Consider the following 16,593-nt stretch of genomic DNA (forward strand, 5'->3'; position numbering starts at 1 on the left):
ATGCCGAACATTCCCGCCCTCGACCGCCGTAGCCTGCTTGCCGCCGGCGCCATGCTGAGCGCTGCGCCGGCCTTCGCCCGCTCCGTTCGTCAGGCGAATCCACGCTTCCCCGAAGCTTTTCTGTGGGGTGCCGCCACGGCGCCGCATCAGGTCGAGGGCAACAATACGGCCAGCGACTTGTGGTTTATGGAGAACCAGCAGCCGACTATCTTCGCTGCGCCTTCCGGCGATGCCTGCAACAGTCTCGAACTGTGGAGCACGGATCTCGATATCGTCAAAAGCCTCGGGCTCAACAGCTACCGCTTCGGCGTCGAGTGGGCGCGGATCGAGCCTGAAGCGGGCCAGTTCTCCCAGGCCATGCTCGATCACTACAAGGCCATCGTCGCGGGCTGCCACGAGCGGGGGTTGAGGCCGCTCGTCGCGTTCAATCACTTTACCGCTCCGCGCTGGTTCAGCGCCCAGGGCGGCTGGATGAATCCGGAAGCGCCGCAGCTTTTTGCCCGTTATTGCGACAGGGTCGCTCGCGCCATCGGCGCGGACATTGCCATGGCGATGACGCTGAACGAGCCCAACATTCTCGCGATCCTGCGCCCGATGTTGCCGGGGCAGGTCTGGGACCTGCAGCGTGCCACGCTGGAAGCAGCCGCAAGGCGGCTTGGCGTCGAGCGGTTCTCCTGTGCCAATATTGCGGCGAAGGAAGATATCGATGCTGTCGAGGCAGGTCTTGCCGAGGGTCACAAGGCCGCGCGTATGGCCATCAAAGCCGTCGCGCCCGACTTGCCGGTGGGACTTACACTGTCCGTAATTGACGATCAGGCCGCAGGAAGGAACTCGATACGCGACCGCGTCCGCGAGGAAACCTACGGCAAATGGCTTGAACTCGCCAAGTCAGATGACTACATCGGGGTGCAGAATTACGAACGTGCGGTCTGGGGCGAAAAGGGCCGGATTCCGCCACCCGCAGATAGCGACCGCAACTGGTCCGGAACCGAAGTATGGGCACCTTCCCTGGCCGGTGCCGTGCGCTACGTCCATGAGGCCACGGGCAGGCCGATCCTCGTGTCGGAACATGGTGTCGGCACGAACGACGATACCTTGCGTGCCCGCTTTATCCCGGCCGCGCTCGAGAGCCTGAAGCGGGTCATGGACCAAGGGGTGCCGGTGCTGGGCTACGTCCATTGGTCGCTTCTGGACAATTTCGAGTGGATCTTCGGCTACAAGCCCAGGTTCGGTCTGTGCTCTGTCGATCGCGAGACATTCGAACGCACGCCCAAGGCGAGTGCGAAGGTGCTGGGAGCAATCGCCATGCGCAATACGCTCTAACCAGCGTTTTGCCCGCTTTAGCTCGTGCGAGCGCCGGACTTGTCCGCCAGCGGTCGCCTGCCGGTCATGCGCCTGTAGAAGCGCGAGAAATAGGACGGATCGGAAAAGCCCAATTCGTCGGCAACCTCGACAATGCTGGCATTGCTGAAGAAAAGCAGCCGCTGCGCTTCAAGCACGAGACGTGCGTGGATCAGTTCGACGGGCGTGCAGTCCAGCCTCTTGCGGCATATGCGCGTCAGCGTCTTTCCGGTGATGCCTAGGCGCTCGGCGTACCAGCCCAGGCTCTTGTGTTCGCGCAAATGCAATTCGACCAATTGGCGGAAGCCCGAAAGGCGCTCGTCCTCAGCCGGTAGCACGTCGGCTTCCTCGGTGTCGGCGGGCAGCGAACGCACAAGCGCTTCGGCAAGCGCGAGGAACAGCGGCTGCGGCGTACGCCAGTCGGACTGGATTACCAGCATCTCCTGGCAGAGCCAGTCGACGCGCTTCACATCTGCATCGGGTACCGTGCCGCAGGCGCCGCGGGTGAGGATACGCAGCATCGGATCGGATGCGTCGCCGGCCCGGGCAATGAACCCGGGGGACAATGACAGGACATGGCCGGAGGTCTCCGGCGAGAAACGAAAGCCGTGCACGCTGCCGATCGGCACGACCATGAAGCACGGTGCCTCGAGAGTCCGGACCAGATCGTCGCAGCGGAACTCGACCTGTCCCTGCGATACCAGCAGGGCCTGAACGCTGAGAAGGTGGCGATGCGGTGCAATTTCCCAATCGTACAAGGCGCTTCGTGCTGCGATCGTCTCAATATGAGCGAAATCCGGTGGGGCTTCGGAGGTGTCTTCGCCATAGAGCAGGAAGTTGGGAATCGGGCTTGGGGGCATTGTGACTGTCCTGAAAGTACCGGCATATTGGTCCCGCTGTGCCTTCCTGTCGAGCCCTGCGCCGGTCATTTTATGGCAGGTATCGGACGCACCTTGTCAGAGTGCGCCGTTTGAGGACGAAGGCGCATGCGTAAACAAGTTGCAATCATTGGCGCGGGCCCCGCGGGCCTGCTTCTGGGTCACCTGCTCAAGGCCGAGGGCGTCGACTGCGTCGTGCTCGAACGTCAGTCCGGCCCCTATGTCCTGTCGCGCATTCGCGCCGGCGTACTTGAGCAGGTTACAGTCGGCCTCATGGAGCGGCTTGGCCTCGATGCGCGCATGAAGGCTGAGGGTCTGCCGCATGACGGCTTCAACCTCGCCGACGGTGAGCGCCTGATCCACATCGATATCGCCAGGCTGACCGGCAAGCAGGTGATGGTCTATGGCCAGACCGAGCTGACGCGCGACCTGATGGAAGCTTCCGAGCCGCGCGGGCTTGAAGTGATCTACGAGGCCGCTGATGTCGCGCTTCACGATATCGAGAGCGACGCGCCTTACGTGACCTACAATCGCGATGGCAGCGAACACCGGATCGACGCGCGGTTCATCGTTGGTTGCGACGGTTTCCACGGCCCCTCGCGGCAGGCCATCCCTGCCTCGGCCGGACAAAGCTTCGAGCGTGTCTATCCCTTCGGTTGGCTCGGTATCCTTGCTGATGTTCCGCCTTGCAACCACGAGTTGATCTACGCCAATCACGAGCGCGGCTTTGCCCTCGCTTCGATGCGCAGCAACACGCGCAGCCGCTATTACATCGACGTGCCCCTTACCGAGAAGGTCGAGGATTGGTCGGACGATCGCGTTTGGGACGAATTGGCGATCCGTCTCGGTCCCGATGCGGCTGCGCACATCGTTCGTGGCCCCTCGCTCGAGAAGTCGATCGCGCCGCTGCGCTCATTCGTGTTCGAACCGATGCGCCATGGTAGCCTGATGCTGTGCGGCGATTCTGCGCATATCGTTCCACCCACCGGCGCCAAGGGACTCAACCTGGCTGCAAGCGACGTCTACTACGCGGCAGAAGCGCTGTTGGGTTTCTTCAAGTCGAACGACAACGACGCGATTGCCGGCTACTCGGAAAAAGCCCTGGCGCGTGTATGGAAATCCGAGCGTTTCAGCTGGTCGCTCACGCGCCTCATGCATCGCTTCCCGGAAGACGGTCCGTTCGAGCGCCGGATGCAGGTAGCCGAACTCGATTACATCGCGTCGAGCGAAGCTGCACAGCGTTCGATTGCAGAAAATTACGTGGGCCTGCCCGTCTGAAGGCAGATCCTGCTTGTCCTTTGGGTCGCATTCAAAGGAAAGAGGAAGGGGAGGCGCAAGCCTCCCCTTTTTCGTTTGTGAAGCGGTATGCGCAACGATATAATTTTTTGCTAAGTATCGTTGCATTGCTGCAGGATCGGAGCCGCAGTGCCGATTGCTTGATCCAGGTCAATACGCCGGGTCTTCTGGTGCGTCAGGCTCTCCTTCACGCGAAAGTGTCTGATGGAGTTGCAGGCTATGGATGGGACGAGGAACCTCGCTGGCAACGGCGAAAGTGACAGGGCGCCGATTCCCGGCACGCCCCTGTTCGACGGGGAGGCTGCGGGCAGGGGCTATCAGCTCAATGCCATGTGCTACTCGTTCAACGATGCCCGTAACCGAGCGGCTTTTCTTGAGGACGAGGCCGGTTACTGCGACCGTTTTGGCCTGACGCCGCAGCAGCGCGATGCCGTTGCCGCGCGCAATGTGCTGGCGATGATCGAGGCTGGCGGGAACATCTACTATCTCGCCAAGCTCGCGGGAATTTTCGGTTTCAACGTGCAGGACGTCGGTGCGCAGCAGACGGGCATGACCGTCGAGGCATTCAAGCAGATGCTGCTCGACCGGGCGCTGCCTGTTCAGGAAGGGGAATAAGCTCATGGCAAGGATCATCGGTGGATACTTCACCAGCCACGTTCCCTCCATCGGCGGGGCAATCATGCGCGGCGATCAGGAAACGCCCTACTGGAAGCCTTTCTTCGATGGCTTCCCGCCCGTGCGCGAGTGGCTGGCAGAAACAAAGCCGGACGTGGCCGTCTGCTTCTACAACGACCATGGGCTCAACTTCTTTCTCGACAAGATGCCGACCTTCGCGGTGGGCGCAGCCAGGGAATACCGCAATGAGGACGAAGGCTGGGGCCTGCCGGTCTACAAGTCATTTGCCGGCCATCCTGACCTGAGCTGGCACGTCATCGAACAACTTGTCGGTGACGAATTCGATGTGACGACTTGCCAGTCGATGTTGGTCGATCACGCGCTGTCGCTGCCGTTCGAACTGGCCTGGCCGGAAGTCGATGCCTGGCCGGTCAAGCTCGTGCCGATTGCCATCAATACGGTGCAGTTCCCGCTGCCTTCGGCGAAACGTTGCCTCGCGCTCGGGCGAAGCGTTCATAGGGCTCTGGCGGATTGGCAGGGTGACGAAAAGATCGTGGTCATCGGCACGGGCGGTCTGTCGCACCAGCTCGACGGTGAGCGCGCTGGCTTCATGAACCCCGATTACGATCGCTTCTGCATGGACAACCTTGCCGCCGATCCGGACGCGCTTACGCGCGACAGCGTGCGAGACATCGTGCGTCTGGCCGGATCGCAGGGCGTCGAGATCCTGAACTGGATCGCCGCGCGCGGGGCGCTGGGCGACACTGCCCGGGAGACCCATCGCAATTACCACATCCCCATTTCGAACACGGCCGCAGCGACGATGCTGCTGGAAGCGGTCTGACATCCAGGCGAATGGAGAGACACATGGCCATAACAGAAAAGCCGGGCTTCACTTTCGACCCCTATTCGCCCGCAATCGATGCGGACCCGTTTCCCGCCTACAAGGTGCTGCGCGACGAATATCCCTGCTTCTGGAGTGAGCAGGCCGGAAAATGGGTACTGTCGCGCTACGATGATATCCTTGCCGCCTTGTCCAACTGGCGGGTCTACAGTTCGGCGCAAGGCAATCTGGTCGACGAATTTCCCGGCCGCGCAGGGTCGACCCTCGGCAGTTCCGACCCGCCTCGGCATGACCGACTGCGCGGCCTGATTCAGTCGGCAGTGACCAAGCGCGCGCTCGACCACCTTATTGCGCCTGCCAGGGCTTCGGCGCGAACGCACCTTGATGCACTCGACGGCCGCAACAGCTTCGATTTCGTGGGTGAGTTCGGCTCGAAGGTGACGGTCGATCTGCTGTTCCACCTGTTCGCCCTGCCGCTGGACAATGCCGATGAAGTCCGGCGCAATGCGGTGTTGATGGTCCAGACCGACCCGGTGACGCGGCAGAAGGCACCGGAACATCTCGCTGCTTTCGAGTGGATGGCCGATTATGCGCAAGACCTTGTGCGCGAACGCAAGAAGAATCCCGGCGACGATCTGCTGTCGAACTTCATCACCGCGGAAATCGACGGTGAAAAGCTGCTCGACAAGGAAGTCCAGCTTACGGTGACGACGCTCATCATGGCCGGGATCGAATCGCTTTCCGGCTTCTTCGGCATGTTCGCGCTCAACCTTGCGGACTATCCCGAGGCCCGTCGCGCGATCGTGGCCGATCCCTCGCTGATTCCCGATGCGATGGAGGAATCGCTTCGCTTCAACACTTCGGCACAGCGGTTCAAGCGCACGCTGACCTGTGACGTCGAGTTGCATGGGCAGACGATGAAGGCGGGGGATGCGGTCATTCTGTGCTATGGGTCGGCGAACCGGGACGAGCGCATGTTCGCCGATCCGGACACCTACGACATCACGCGTCGGCCCAAGCGGCATCTGGGGTTCGGTGGCGGGGTGCACTCGTGCCTCGGGTCGATGCTCGCACGCGTGGCGACGCAGGCCGCGTTCGAGGAACTCCTGGAGAGAATTCCGGAGTTCAGCCGCGTCGACGAGACACTGGCCTGGACCTCGTCGTCCAATTTCCGCAGCCCGAAAGTGCTTCGGCTTGCCATCGGTTGATGGCCAAATGAAAGGCCCCGCCGGTTAGCTCCGACGGGGCCCTTGTGTCTCGGCAATACCGGTGCCTTAGAGTTCTTCGGGCCAGTAGAGGCGCATCGGGTTGGTGACGAGGAGCTTGCGCTGCAGATCCTCGGTCGGCGCGATGCGCGGGATCATGTCGACGATATGGCCATCGTCGGGGATCTCGTCCTGCATGTTCGGGTGCGGCCAGTCGGTGCCCCAGATCACGCGGTCCTGATAGTCGGCCACCAGAGGAGCAACGGCATCGGCGAAGGCGTTCCACGGATCGCCCTTGCCACCTTCCTTGATCGCGTCGAGGCGATCGGGGCAGGTGGGCTTGAACCAGATGTCGTCCCGGCTCTCGAGGAAAGTACGGAATGCCTTCATGTCGGCTCCGTCCGGCCCCTGTGTCACGTCGGGGCGGCCCATGTGGTCGACGACGAGGGGGACCGGGATCGCGTCCATGAATGGTCGCAATTCCTCGAGGATGTCGGCCTCGAAGTAGATCACGACGTGCCAGCCCTGGGGCAGACGGCGGGCCACTTCGAGGAACTTGTCCTTGGGCGCGTCGTCGACGAGGCGCTTGAGGAAGTTGAAGCGGATGCCACGGATGCCACCTTCGTGCAGCGCGGCAAGATCGGCGTCTGAAATCGCCGGATCGACGACGGCAACACCGCGCGCCTTGCCCTGCGACTTGGCGATGGCATCGAGCGTGGCTGCGTTGTCAGTGCCGTGGCAGCTTGCCTGGACGATGACATTGCGCGAGAAACCGAGATGATCGCGCAGCGCGAAGAGCTTGTCCGGCCCGGCATCTTCGGGAAGGTACTTCGCCTTGGCGCTGAACGGGAACTGCGCCATCGGACCGAAGACGTGGCAATGCGCGTCGACGGCGCCGGCAGGCGGGGTATAGGCAGGCTTGCTCGGCGCGCCGTGCCAGGAAACGATACGATCAGACATAGACAATCCCGTCCATCAGCTTGCGGGCGGTACGAAGGAGGGCGGCGGTCTTGACGTTGCCGCCCTCGTCGGTTTCGAGGACGCAGGACATCTCGCCGGTCGGGTGTTCGACCGAGAGCGTCTTGCGGCGACCCTCAGGGATATCGGCAAGCTCGGCCGCAGGCGAGCCTTCGATAAGGCAAGCGGTAGCGACCGAGACGGCGCCCAATACGCCGATCGTGGCGTGGGCCCGGTGCGGGATGAAGCTGCGAACCGTGATCGCGCCGCCGTTCTTCGGACGCGCTACCAGCATCATCTTGGGAACGGACTTTTCCTTGACGTCGCCAAGGTTCATCGTCTCGCCAACGGCAAGCCGGATGGCTTCGATCTTCGCCTTCAGCTCGGTATTGGCATCGAGGCTGTCGCGGTCCTCATAGCCGGTGATGCCGACGTCCTCAGCCTTCATCACCACGCAAGGCATGCCGTTGTCGATCAGCGTGACGAGCACGCCGTTGACGACATCGACGGCATTGCCGCTGGGCAGAAGCGCGCCACAGGAAGAACCGGCGGTATCGCGGAATTCGAGCGGGACGGGCGCATGGGTTCCGGGCACGCCGTCGATCGCGGCGTCCCCGGTGTAGGACACCTTGCCGCCCGGTGTCTGCACGGTGGCAACGGCAACCTGACCGGTGTTTTCCATGTAGATCGCGACGCGGGTTTCATCGCCGGTGGCGGTGACGAGGCCGCGCTCGATGGCGAAGGGGCCGATCCCGGCCAGGATGTTGCCGCAGTTCTGCGCATCGCTGACGATGGCCTGGTCTACGAAGACCTGGAGGAACAGGTAATCGACGTCGATCCCCTCGCGGGTGGACTTGCTGACGACGGCGACCTTGCTGGTCAGCGGGTCGGCGCCACCCATGCCGTCGATCTGACGCGGGTCGGGCGAGCCCATGACGCCGAGCAGGAAGGCATCGCGTGCAGCCGTGTCGGCGGGCAGGTCTTCCTTCAGGAAGTACCCGCCCTTGGACGTCCCACCGCGCATCCACATGACGGGAGCGCTGGAGAGGACATCAGACATACTTGAGGCCTTCCTTTTCAAGACGCTCACGCATCTTGTACATGTCGAGGCCAAGGACGCCGGCGGCGAGCTTCTCGCGCTTTTCGCCCTCGTTGGCTTCGCGTGCGCGGGCCTTTTCGAGCACTTCGGCGGCCTTTTCGCGCGGAACGACGACAACGCCGTCATCGTCGGCCACGATCACGTCGCCCGGCTGCACGGCGGCATTGGCGCATACGACGGGGACATTGACCGAACCGAGCGTATTCTTGACCGTGCCCTGCGCATAGACCGCCTTCGACCAGACGGGGAAACCCATTTCGGTGAGGTCGCGCACGTCACGGACGCCTGCGTCGATGACAAGGCCGCGGCAGCCGCGCGCCATTGCGCTGGTTGCCAGCAGGTCGCCGAAGTAGCCGTCTTCGCATGGGCTGGTCGGTGCCAGCAGGAGGATATCGCCCTCCTTGAGCTGTTCGATGGCGACATGGACCATCCAGTTGTCACCCGGAGGGGCGCTGATCGTCACTGCAGAACCGGCAATGCGTGCGCCGACATAGATCGGGCGCATGTAGCTGGCGAGCAGGCCGGTGCGGCCCTGCGCTTCATGGACGGTGGCGACGCCGCACTGGGCGAGGCCGTCGATAACCTCGGGGGCCGCGCGTTCGATGTTCTGGACGACAATACCGCTCATCAATCTACTCCTCTGCTTCCATGTACAGATGACGGACGCTCGGCCTAGGGGGAAAGAGAAACTTTGGACGAGCGATTGGTTTTGGCTAAGAGTGTCCGAATGGAAATATGGAGTCTCAATCTTCGGCACTTGCGGGCCGTGGCGAAAATCGCGGAACTCGGCACAGTGAATGCAGCTGCCGCAGCGGTAAACCTCAGTCAGCCCGCCATAACACAGGCGTTGAGTCGGCTGGAGGCGATGCTGGGTCTGCCACTGTTCGAACGTCGGCATGACGGGATGATTCCGACTCGCGCCGGCGATGTGCTGGCGCCGCGGATCATGACCGCGCTCGCCCATATCCAGAGCCCGCACGTCACGATGTCCCGCCTGCGCGCATTGCTCGCCCTGGCCGAGACCGGAAGCTACGCCGGGGCGGGGCAGGAGACCGGCCTGTCGCTGCCGTCGATCCACCGCGCAGTGAACGATCTTGCGCTGGCGCTGCGCCGGCCGCTCGTGGTGCGGCGGGGCAAGTTCGTCATTCCGACCGAGGCAGGCAACCAGCTGGCCCGGGAGTTTCGCCTTGCCCGCGTGGAGCTTGAGGCAGGCCTTTCGGAAGTGGAGGCACTGCGTGGTTACGAAACCCGGCGGATCGCGATTGGCGCGATGCCGCTTTCGCGCGCCCGGGTGCTGCCCGCGGCAGTGGCGCGGTTTCTCTCTCGCCGACCTCAGGTGAAGCTTACGATCGTCGAGGGGTCTCGCGCCGAACTGGTGGAGCCCCTGCGCAATGGTTCGCTCGACGTCATCGTTGGCGCCCTGCGCGATCCGCTGATCGAGGAGGACCTGATCCAGCGCCCTCTGTTCGACGACGCCCCCGCCATCTTTGCGCGCAAGGGCCATCCGCTCAGCAACGGCAACCCGACGCCGGCCCAGATGGCAAGCTATCCCTTCTGTCTTGCGCCGCGCGGCACGCCGCTGCGGGATAGCTTCGAGCGGTATTTTACCGAGAACGGACAGGTCCTACCTGAAGTGCCGGTGGAATCGGGCTCGGCCCTGATGATCCGGCAGGTCATGATGAATTCGAACTTTCTGGCTCTGTTGTCGCCGGACCAGATGCAGGTGGAAGTGCAGGCGGGCTGGCTGTGCGAACTGGCTCGCTTGCCGCAGGCTTATCAGCGCACGATCGGCATGACGACGCGCGCTTCCTTGCGTCCGACCGAGGTTCAGGCAGAGTTCTTCGCGGATCTGCAGGCCGCGGCAACGGAAATTGCCGAGTAGCGCAAGCTGTTGAAACGGGTGCGGTCCGGGAGAATGGATTAGTCTCAGATTATATCGCAAAGCCAGTTCCGATTGGCCTTGATGCGGGTGGCAGGGCATTGAGGCTTCATGAATAATTCCATAGCTCTCATTGGGTTTGGGGAGGCCGGATCGACCTTTGCGCGGGGCGCGCAATGGGGTGATAATGTCAGGGCTTTCGATATCGACCCGTCGCGGCGCGAGGCCATGGATTCGCATGGTATTATCGCCTGCGACAGCCTTGCCGGGGCGCTTGATGGCGCGCAGCTGGTTCTATCGCTGGTTACCGCTGACGCTGCACGCGAGGTAGCCCGGGCCGCTGCGCCATTGCTCGGTTTCGGCGCGCTGTTCTGCGACATGAATTCTGTGGCGCCGGGAACCAAGCGGGCATCGGCAGAGGACGTGTCCCAGGGCAAGGGCCATTACGTCGATGTGGCCGTGCTCGCGCCTGTCGAGCCGGCGCGCATGAAGGTTCCGCTGCTCGTTTCGGGTGCCGAGGCGATCAAGGCGCAGGAATTGCTGGGCGAAGCCGGTTTCACCAATGTGCGTATCGTGGGCGATCAGGTCGGGCGCGCATCGGCGATCAAGCTGGTGCGCTCGGTGATGGTGAAGGGGCTTGAGGCCCTGACCGCCGAAATGATGATGGCCGCTCATGCCGAAGGCGTGGCGGACGAGGTGCTCGCATCGCTCGATGCGAGCGAGAAGTCGATCGGTTGGGCCGAAAAGGCCGACTACAACCTGGACCGGATGCTGGTCCACGGTCGCCGCCGGGCGGCCGAGATGGAGGAAGCGGCGCAGATGCTGCGTTCGCTGGGAATCGATCCGCTGATGACGGATAATACCGTCAATTGGCAGCGGTCGCTCGGGGAGTTGGCAATGACGCCGCTTCCCGATGGTTATGAAGCCAAGCTCGCCGGAATCGCGGCGACTGGCGTGTTCAAGAGAGGAGATGGGCAATGACGCTCGTCATTGACTGCCACGGTCACTATACGGTTCTGCCAAAAGCGCACGACGAATGGCGCGAAGCCCAGAAGGCTGCATTCAAGGCCGGTGAAACCCCGCCGCCTTACCCCGAGATTTCCGATGACGAGATCCGCGAAACGATCGAACAGAACCAGCTGCGCCTGATCAAGGAACGTGGCGCGGACCTGACGATCTTCTCCCCGCGCGCGTCGGCCATGGCCCACCATGTCGGCGATCAGGAGGTGTCCGAGGAATGGGCGCAGCACTGTAACGACCTGATCTACCGCGTAACCAAGCTCTATCCCGAGACTTTCGTGGGCGTGTGCATGCTGCCGCAGAGCCCGAAGGCGGACCTGACCGCCTCGGTCAAGGAACTGCGTCGCTGCGTCGAGGAACTCGGTTTCATCGGCTGCAACCTCAACCCCGATCCGGGCGGCGGCCATTTCGAACACCCGCCGCTGACCGACGAGTACTGGTTCCCGATCTACGAGGCGATGTGCGAGCTGGATGTACCGGCGATGATCCACGTTTCGGGTTCGTGCAATCCGGCGATGCACGCCACTGGCGGCTTCTACCTCGCCGCCGACACGGTTGCCTTCATGCAACTGCTTCAGGGCGACCTGTTCAGCCGCTTCCCGAACCTGCGCTTCATCATTCCGCATGGCGGCGGCGCGGTGCCGTTCCACTGGGGCCGCTATCGCGGGCTTGCCGACATGCTCAAGCAGCCCTCGCTTGACCAGCACCTGATGAACAACGTGTTCTTCGACACCTGCGTCTATCACCAGCCCGGCATCAACCTGCTGGCCGAAGTGATCGAGACGAAGAACATCCTGTTCGGCTCGGAAATGGTCGGTGCCGTGCGCGGGATCGATCCGCAGACCGGTCACTATTTCGACGACACCAAGCGTTACGTCGATGCGCTGGAAATCAGCGACGAACAGCGTCACGCCATTTTCGAGGGCAACGCCCGCCGGGTGTTCCCGCGCCTCGATGCGAAACTAAAGGAACGAGGTCTTTAAGCCATGAGTACCTGGCTAACCAATCAGTGGTACGTTGCCGCATGGGATGCGGAAGTCGATTCCGAGCCGCTCTCGCGCACGATCTGCGGCGTACCGGTCATGCTTTACCGCAAGCTCGACCGTTCGGTCGTCGCCATGCGCGATGCCTGCCCGCACCGCCTGCTGCCCCTTTCGATAGGCATTCGCGAAGGCGATTCCATCCGCTGCAAGTACCATGGGCTGAAGCTCGGCCCGGACGGTGTGGCGGAAGAAATGCCGCTCAAGTCCGAAGCCGTGAACAAGCGCGTGTGCGCCGAGGTCTTCGCGACGGCCGAGAAGCACCGCTTCATCTGGATCTGGGTCGGTGAACGGGAAAAGGCCGACCCGGCGCTGATTCCCGACCTGTGGCCCTGCAGCACCGAAGGTTGGGTCTTCGACGGCGGCTACTACCCGATCAAGTGCGACTACCGCCTGATGATCGACAACCTCATGGACCTTACGCACGAAACTTACGTACACTCCAGTTCGATCGGGCAGGAAGAGATTCTCGAGGCGCCGCTGGAATGCCGGGTTGAAGACGAACGCGTTTTCCTCTCGCGCTGGATGCCGGGGATCGATGCCCCGCCGTTCTGGCGCAATGCGCTCAAGAAGCCGGGGCCGGTCGATCGCTGGCAGATCTGCCAGTTCCTGCTGCCTTCCGCCGTCATGATCGATGTCGGTGTGGCTCCCGTCGACGCGGGCGCCACGCTGGAAGATCACGACCAGGGGGTGCGCGGCATGGTGGTCGACTTCATGACGCCGGAAACCGAGACCAGCCACCACTATTTCTGGGGCATGTCGCGAAACTTCGATATCAACGACACCGGCTTCACTGCGCGGTTTAAGGCCCAGCAGGGCGGCGTTTTTGCCGAGGACCGCGAAATCCTCGAGGCACAGCAGGAAGCCATTCTCGCCAATCCGGGCAAGAAGCTGGCGGCATACCGCATCGATGAAGGTGGCGTGCGCGCAAGGCAGATCATCACCCGCAAGATGCGCGCGGCGCAGGAGGTAGATGCATGAGCGGCTACAAGGACATCCACGAATATCTCGATGATTTCGAGGACATTCCCGGGACCCGCGTCTACACGGCGGCGCGGGCCCGCCAGGGCTATCACCTCAACCAGTTCGCGATGAGCCTCATGAAGCCCGAAAACCGCGACCGGTGGAAGGCCGACGAGCGCGCCTATCTCGACGAATGGCCGATGACCGAAGAGCAGAAGCAGGCGGTGCTTGATCGCGACTACAACCGACTGCTTGACCTTGGCGGGAACATCTACTTCCTCTCCAAGGTCTTCTCCACCGACGGCCTCAGCTTCGTGCAGGCCGTCTCGACGATGACCGGAATGAGCGTGGAAGACTATCAGGCGATGATGAATGCCGGTGGTCGCTCGCCCAAGGGCGTTCGCTCCAAGCGGGAAGGAAACTGACATGGCGCGCATTACTGCAGGCGTCGGCTCCAGCCATGTGCCACTGCTCGGTGTGGCGGCGGATCAGGGCAAGGACCAGGACGCCTACTTCAAGCCGATCTTCGACGGCTATGAATGGACCAGGAAGTGGATCGCGGACGAGGCCAAGCCCGATGTCGTGATCCTCGTCTACAACGATCACGCTTCAGCGTTCGACATGAGTATCGTGCCGACCTTCGCCATCGGCTGCGGTGAGCGTTATGCGCCCGCCGACGAAGGCTGGGGGCCGCGCCCCGTGCCCGACGTCATCGGCCATCCGGACCTGGCCTGGCACATCGCCCAGAGCCTGATCCTCGACGAATTCGACATGACCATCATCAACGAGATGGATGTCGATCACGGCCTGACCGTGCCGCTGACGATGATGTACGGTGCGCCCGAGGCCTGGCCGGTCAAGGTGATCCCGCTTGCCGTCAACGTCGTGACGTATCCGCCGCCGTCGGGTAACCGCTGCTGGGCGCTGGGCGAAGCCATCGCCCGTGCGGTCAACAGCTTCGGCGAGGATCTCAACGTGCAGATCTGGGGCACCGGTGGCATGAGCCATCAGCTCCAGGGCCCGCGCGCCGGCCTCATCAACGCCGAGTGGGACAACAGGTTCATGGACGGTCTCGTCGGTGATACCCAGGCCCTGCGTTCGATCCCGCACATCGAGTATCTGCGCGAGACCGGATCCGAAGGGATCGAGATGGTCATGTGGCTGATCATGCGCGGGGCGCTTGGCAAGAGCACCAAGTGCCTGCACCGTCACTACCACGTACCTTGTTCGAATACCGCTATCGGGCATATCGTGCTCGAACCGGTCGACGGCACGGTTCCGCCCAGTCCCACGCTGGAAGGAAACAATGCCGCAGCGCAGTCGGCGATCAGCTGAAATTACACGAATTTTCCAAGGAGTAATCCCATGCGTATTGCCCTCGTTGGCGCCGGAGCCTTCGGCGAAAAGCACCTTGACGGCCTCAAGAATATTGACGGCGTCGAGATCACATCGATCATCAGCCGGACCGGCGAGCAAGCTGCTGCGGTTGCCGAGAAATATGGCGCCAAGCACAGTTCGACCGAGCTTGCCGACGCCCTTGCACGCGATGACGTTGATGCGGTGATCTTGTGCACCCCCACCCAGATGCACGCCGAACAGGCGATTGCCTGCATGGATGCCGGCAAGCACGTTCAGGTGGAAATTCCGCTTGCGGACAGCTGGGCGGATGCCCAGGCAGTAGTCAAGAAGCAGCAGGAAACCGGCCTTGTCTGCATGGTCGGCCATACTCGTCGTTTCAACCCTTCTCACCAGTGGGTGAAGAAGCGGATCGAAGCCGGTGAACTCAACATCCAGGCGATGGATGTCGAAACCTACTTCTTCCGTCGCAAGAACATGAATGCGAAGGGCGAGCCGCGCAGCTGGACCGACCACCTGCTTTGGCATCACTCGGCTCACACCATCGACATCTTCCAGTACATGACCGGCTCGAAAGTCATTCGCGCCAATGCGCTGCAGGGACCCAAGCACCCTGAACTGGGCATTGCCATGGACATGTCGATCCAGATGAAGACGGAAGCGGGGCAGGTTCTCACGCTCTCGCTTTCGTTCAACAACGATGGTCCGCTGGGGACTTTCTTCCGTTACATCGGTGACACCGGTACTTACATCGCGCGCTACGATGACCTGGTAACCGGACGCGAAGAGCCGATCGATGTTTCGAACGTCGACATTTCGATGAACGGCATCGAACTGCAGGACCGCGAATTCGTCGCTGCGATCCGCGAAGGCCGTGAGCCCAACAGCTCTGTCGGCTCGGTCCTGGATTGCTACCGCGTGATCGGCGAGCTTGCCGCGAGCCTTGAAGAGCAGGACGGCTGGTCCTGATGATGCAGCGCAACCTCGCCGGCAAGGCGCTCAATCCGGTCGGGCTGGGCTGCATGAACGTGGCCTGGGCTTACGGCAATGCGCCGAGCCGCGAGGATGCCCTGGCTCTGTTCCGCCATGCGCTCGACAAGGGCTGCGATCATTTCGACACGGCCAACATCTACGGCAAGGGCATGTCCGAGGAGATCCTCGGGGAAGCGATCGGCAATCGTCGCAAGGAGTTCTTCCTTGCGACGAAGACCGGTATCCTTGTCGATGGCCCGCGCCGCGGGATCGACTGCAGCCCGGAGGCTATCGAAGCCTCGCTCGATGCCAGCCTGAAGCGGCTTGGCACCGATTATGTAGACCTGTTCTACATGCACCGCTTCGACCCCAAGGTGCCCATCGCGGATTCGGTGGGCGCCATGGTGCGCGCGATGGAGGCCGGCAAGATCGGCGCTTACGGCGTATCGGAGTGGTCTTCCGCGCATATCCGCGAAGCCCATGGGGTTCACCCGATGGCCGCGGTCCAGACCGAATATTCGCTCTGGACGCGTAACGTCGAACTGGGCGTACTCGAAACGACCCGTGAACTGGGCATTGCCTTCGTCGCCTTCTCACCGGTCGCACGCGGGGTGCTGGCGGGAGCGGTGAGCGATGTTACGACATTGGCCGAAACCGACCTGCGACGCAGCCACCCGCGTTTCCAGCCCGAGGCCTGGGAAAGGAACTTCGTGTTGGTCGAGCGGTTCAATGCGCTTGCCGGCGAGGCGGGACTGGCTCCGGCGCAGCTAGCGCTGGCCTGGGTGCTTTGGCGTTCGGACAATGTCCATGTCATCCCGGGCACGCGTTCGACCGATCACTGGGCGCAGAACAACGCGGCAGGCGCGCTCACGGTCGACACGTCCATTCTCGACCGTGCCGATGCGCTGATCAACCAGCAGACGGTAACCGGGCATCGCTACCCGGAAGTCATGCGCGGGACGATCGATACCGAGGACTATCCCGCTTAAGCGCTTCGGCCCCTGGCAGGGCCTTGGCCTTCAAGCGAAAGAATTGCGGCGGTGGGGTGTAACCCTGCCGCCGTTTTCGCATTCAATGCGGCCCGATGTGTCGGGCCCTCTTGGGGGAAGATTACGCGATTGCCTATAG

17 protein-coding genes are annotated in these 16,593 nt (G+C 62.5%); 13 read left to right on the top strand and 4 right to left on the bottom strand.

What is annotated here, in order from left to right; translation table 11 throughout:
• Positions 1-1,323: a family 1 glycosylhydrolase gene (locus B5483_RS14230; RefSeq protein WP_079730856.1), complete on the top strand. Its 1,323-nt coding sequence runs from the start codon at positions 1-3 to the stop codon at positions 1,321-1,323.
• A 17-nt stretch (positions 1,324-1,340) separates the two neighbouring features.
• Here B5483_RS14230 and B5483_RS14235 read toward each other — a convergent pair whose 3' ends face one another.
• The gene (locus B5483_RS14235; protein ID WP_079730857.1) at positions 1,341-2,201 is read right to left on the bottom strand and encodes a helix-turn-helix domain-containing protein; all 861 of its coding nucleotides are present in this window, start codon (positions 2,199-2,201) and stop codon (positions 1,341-1,343) included.
• Positions 2,202-2,327: 126 nt separating this feature from the next.
• Here B5483_RS14235 and pobA point away from each other — a divergent pair, with 126 nt between their 5' ends.
• From pobA to B5483_RS14255, 4 genes are all read left to right on the top strand, one after another.
• Positions 2,328-3,497 (top strand): 4-hydroxybenzoate 3-monooxygenase, encoded by a 1,170-nt coding sequence (pobA, locus tag B5483_RS14240; protein ID WP_079730859.1) that lies wholly within the window; start codon positions 2,328-2,330, stop codon positions 3,495-3,497.
• 237 nt (positions 3,498-3,734) lie between these two features.
• Positions 3,735-4,130, top strand: a complete 396-nt coding sequence (locus B5483_RS14245) for a protocatechuate 4,5-dioxygenase subunit alpha (protein WP_079730860.1) — start codon at positions 3,735-3,737, stop codon at positions 4,128-4,130.
• 4 nt (positions 4,131-4,134) lie between these two features.
• On the top strand, positions 4,135-4,974 hold the full coding sequence (locus tag B5483_RS14250; protein WP_079730861.1) for a class III extradiol dioxygenase family protein: 840 nt from the start codon (positions 4,135-4,137) through the stop codon (positions 4,972-4,974).
• 23 nt (positions 4,975-4,997) lie between these two features.
• On the top strand, positions 4,998-6,182 hold the full coding sequence (locus B5483_RS14255) for a cytochrome P450 (protein ID WP_079730862.1): 1,185 nt from the start codon (positions 4,998-5,000) through the stop codon (positions 6,180-6,182).
• Between the two features lie 66 nt (positions 6,183-6,248).
• Here the strand turns inward: B5483_RS14255 and B5483_RS14260 are convergent, their stop codons facing one another.
• Genes B5483_RS14260 through ligK form a run of 3 tightly spaced genes read right to left on the bottom strand, consistent with a single transcriptional unit; the run spans position 6,249 to position 8,863 of the window.
• Positions 6,249-7,139, bottom strand: a complete 891-nt coding sequence (locus B5483_RS14260; protein WP_079730863.1) for an amidohydrolase family protein — start codon at positions 7,137-7,139, stop codon at positions 6,249-6,251.
• Positions 7,132-8,196, bottom strand: coding sequence for a 4-oxalomesaconate tautomerase (locus B5483_RS14265; RefSeq protein WP_079730864.1), 1,065 nt, complete (start codon positions 8,194-8,196; stop codon positions 7,132-7,134). Before B5483_RS14265 ends, B5483_RS14260 begins: the two co-directional genes overlap by 8 nt.
• Complete coding sequence (ligK, locus tag B5483_RS14270; RefSeq protein ID WP_054945404.1) at positions 8,189-8,863, bottom strand: 4-carboxy-4-hydroxy-2-oxoadipate aldolase/oxaloacetate decarboxylase; 675 nt, start codon at positions 8,861-8,863, stop codon at positions 8,189-8,191. The genes B5483_RS14265 and ligK overlap by 8 nt, the downstream gene beginning before the upstream one ends.
• Positions 8,864-8,962: 99 nt before the next feature.
• Between ligK and B5483_RS14275 the strand changes: the two genes are divergently transcribed.
• The 8 genes from B5483_RS14275 to B5483_RS14310 all read left to right on the top strand — a co-directional run bounded on the left by B5483_RS14275 (position 8,963) and on the right by B5483_RS14310 (position 16,454).
• Entirely contained in the window at positions 8,963-10,117 is a 1,155-nt protein-coding gene (locus B5483_RS14275; RefSeq protein ID WP_079730865.1) for a LysR family transcriptional regulator, read from the top strand.
• Between the two features lie 108 nt (positions 10,118-10,225).
• The gene (locus B5483_RS14280) at positions 10,226-11,095 is read left to right on the top strand and encodes an NAD(P)-dependent oxidoreductase (RefSeq protein ID WP_079730866.1); all 870 of its coding nucleotides are present in this window, start codon (positions 10,226-10,228) and stop codon (positions 11,093-11,095) included.
• Positions 11,092-12,117, top strand: a complete 1,026-nt coding sequence (locus B5483_RS14285; protein WP_054945407.1) for an amidohydrolase family protein — start codon at positions 11,092-11,094, stop codon at positions 12,115-12,117. Before B5483_RS14280 ends, B5483_RS14285 begins: the two co-directional genes overlap by 4 nt.
• 3 nt (positions 12,118-12,120) lie before the next feature.
• On the top strand, positions 12,121-13,155 hold the full coding sequence (locus B5483_RS14290) for an aromatic ring-hydroxylating oxygenase subunit alpha (protein ID WP_054945408.1): 1,035 nt from the start codon (positions 12,121-12,123) through the stop codon (positions 13,153-13,155).
• On the top strand, positions 13,152-13,562 hold the full coding sequence (ligA, locus tag B5483_RS14295; RefSeq protein ID WP_054945409.1) for a protocatechuate 4,5-dioxygenase subunit alpha: 411 nt from the start codon (positions 13,152-13,154) through the stop codon (positions 13,560-13,562). The genes B5483_RS14290 and ligA overlap by 4 nt, the downstream gene beginning before the upstream one ends.
• Before the next feature lies 1 nt (position 13,563).
• Positions 13,564-14,472, top strand: a complete 909-nt coding sequence (locus tag B5483_RS14300) for a class III extradiol dioxygenase subunit beta (RefSeq protein WP_054945410.1) — start codon at positions 13,564-13,566, stop codon at positions 14,470-14,472.
• 30 nt (positions 14,473-14,502) lie between these two features.
• Complete coding sequence (locus tag B5483_RS14305; protein ID WP_054945411.1) at positions 14,503-15,462, top strand: Gfo/Idh/MocA family oxidoreductase; 960 nt, start codon at positions 14,503-14,505, stop codon at positions 15,460-15,462.
• Entirely contained in the window at positions 15,462-16,454 is a 993-nt protein-coding gene (locus B5483_RS14310) for an aldo/keto reductase (RefSeq protein WP_079730867.1), read from the top strand. The genes B5483_RS14305 and B5483_RS14310 overlap by 1 nt, the downstream gene beginning before the upstream one ends.
• The last annotated feature ends 139 nt before the right edge of the window (positions 16,455-16,593 follow it).

Origin of the sequence: Novosphingobium mathurense (genome assembly GCF_900168325.1) — a bacterium.
GTDB lineage: Bacteria > Pseudomonadota > Alphaproteobacteria > Sphingomonadales > Sphingomonadaceae > Novosphingobium > Novosphingobium mathurense.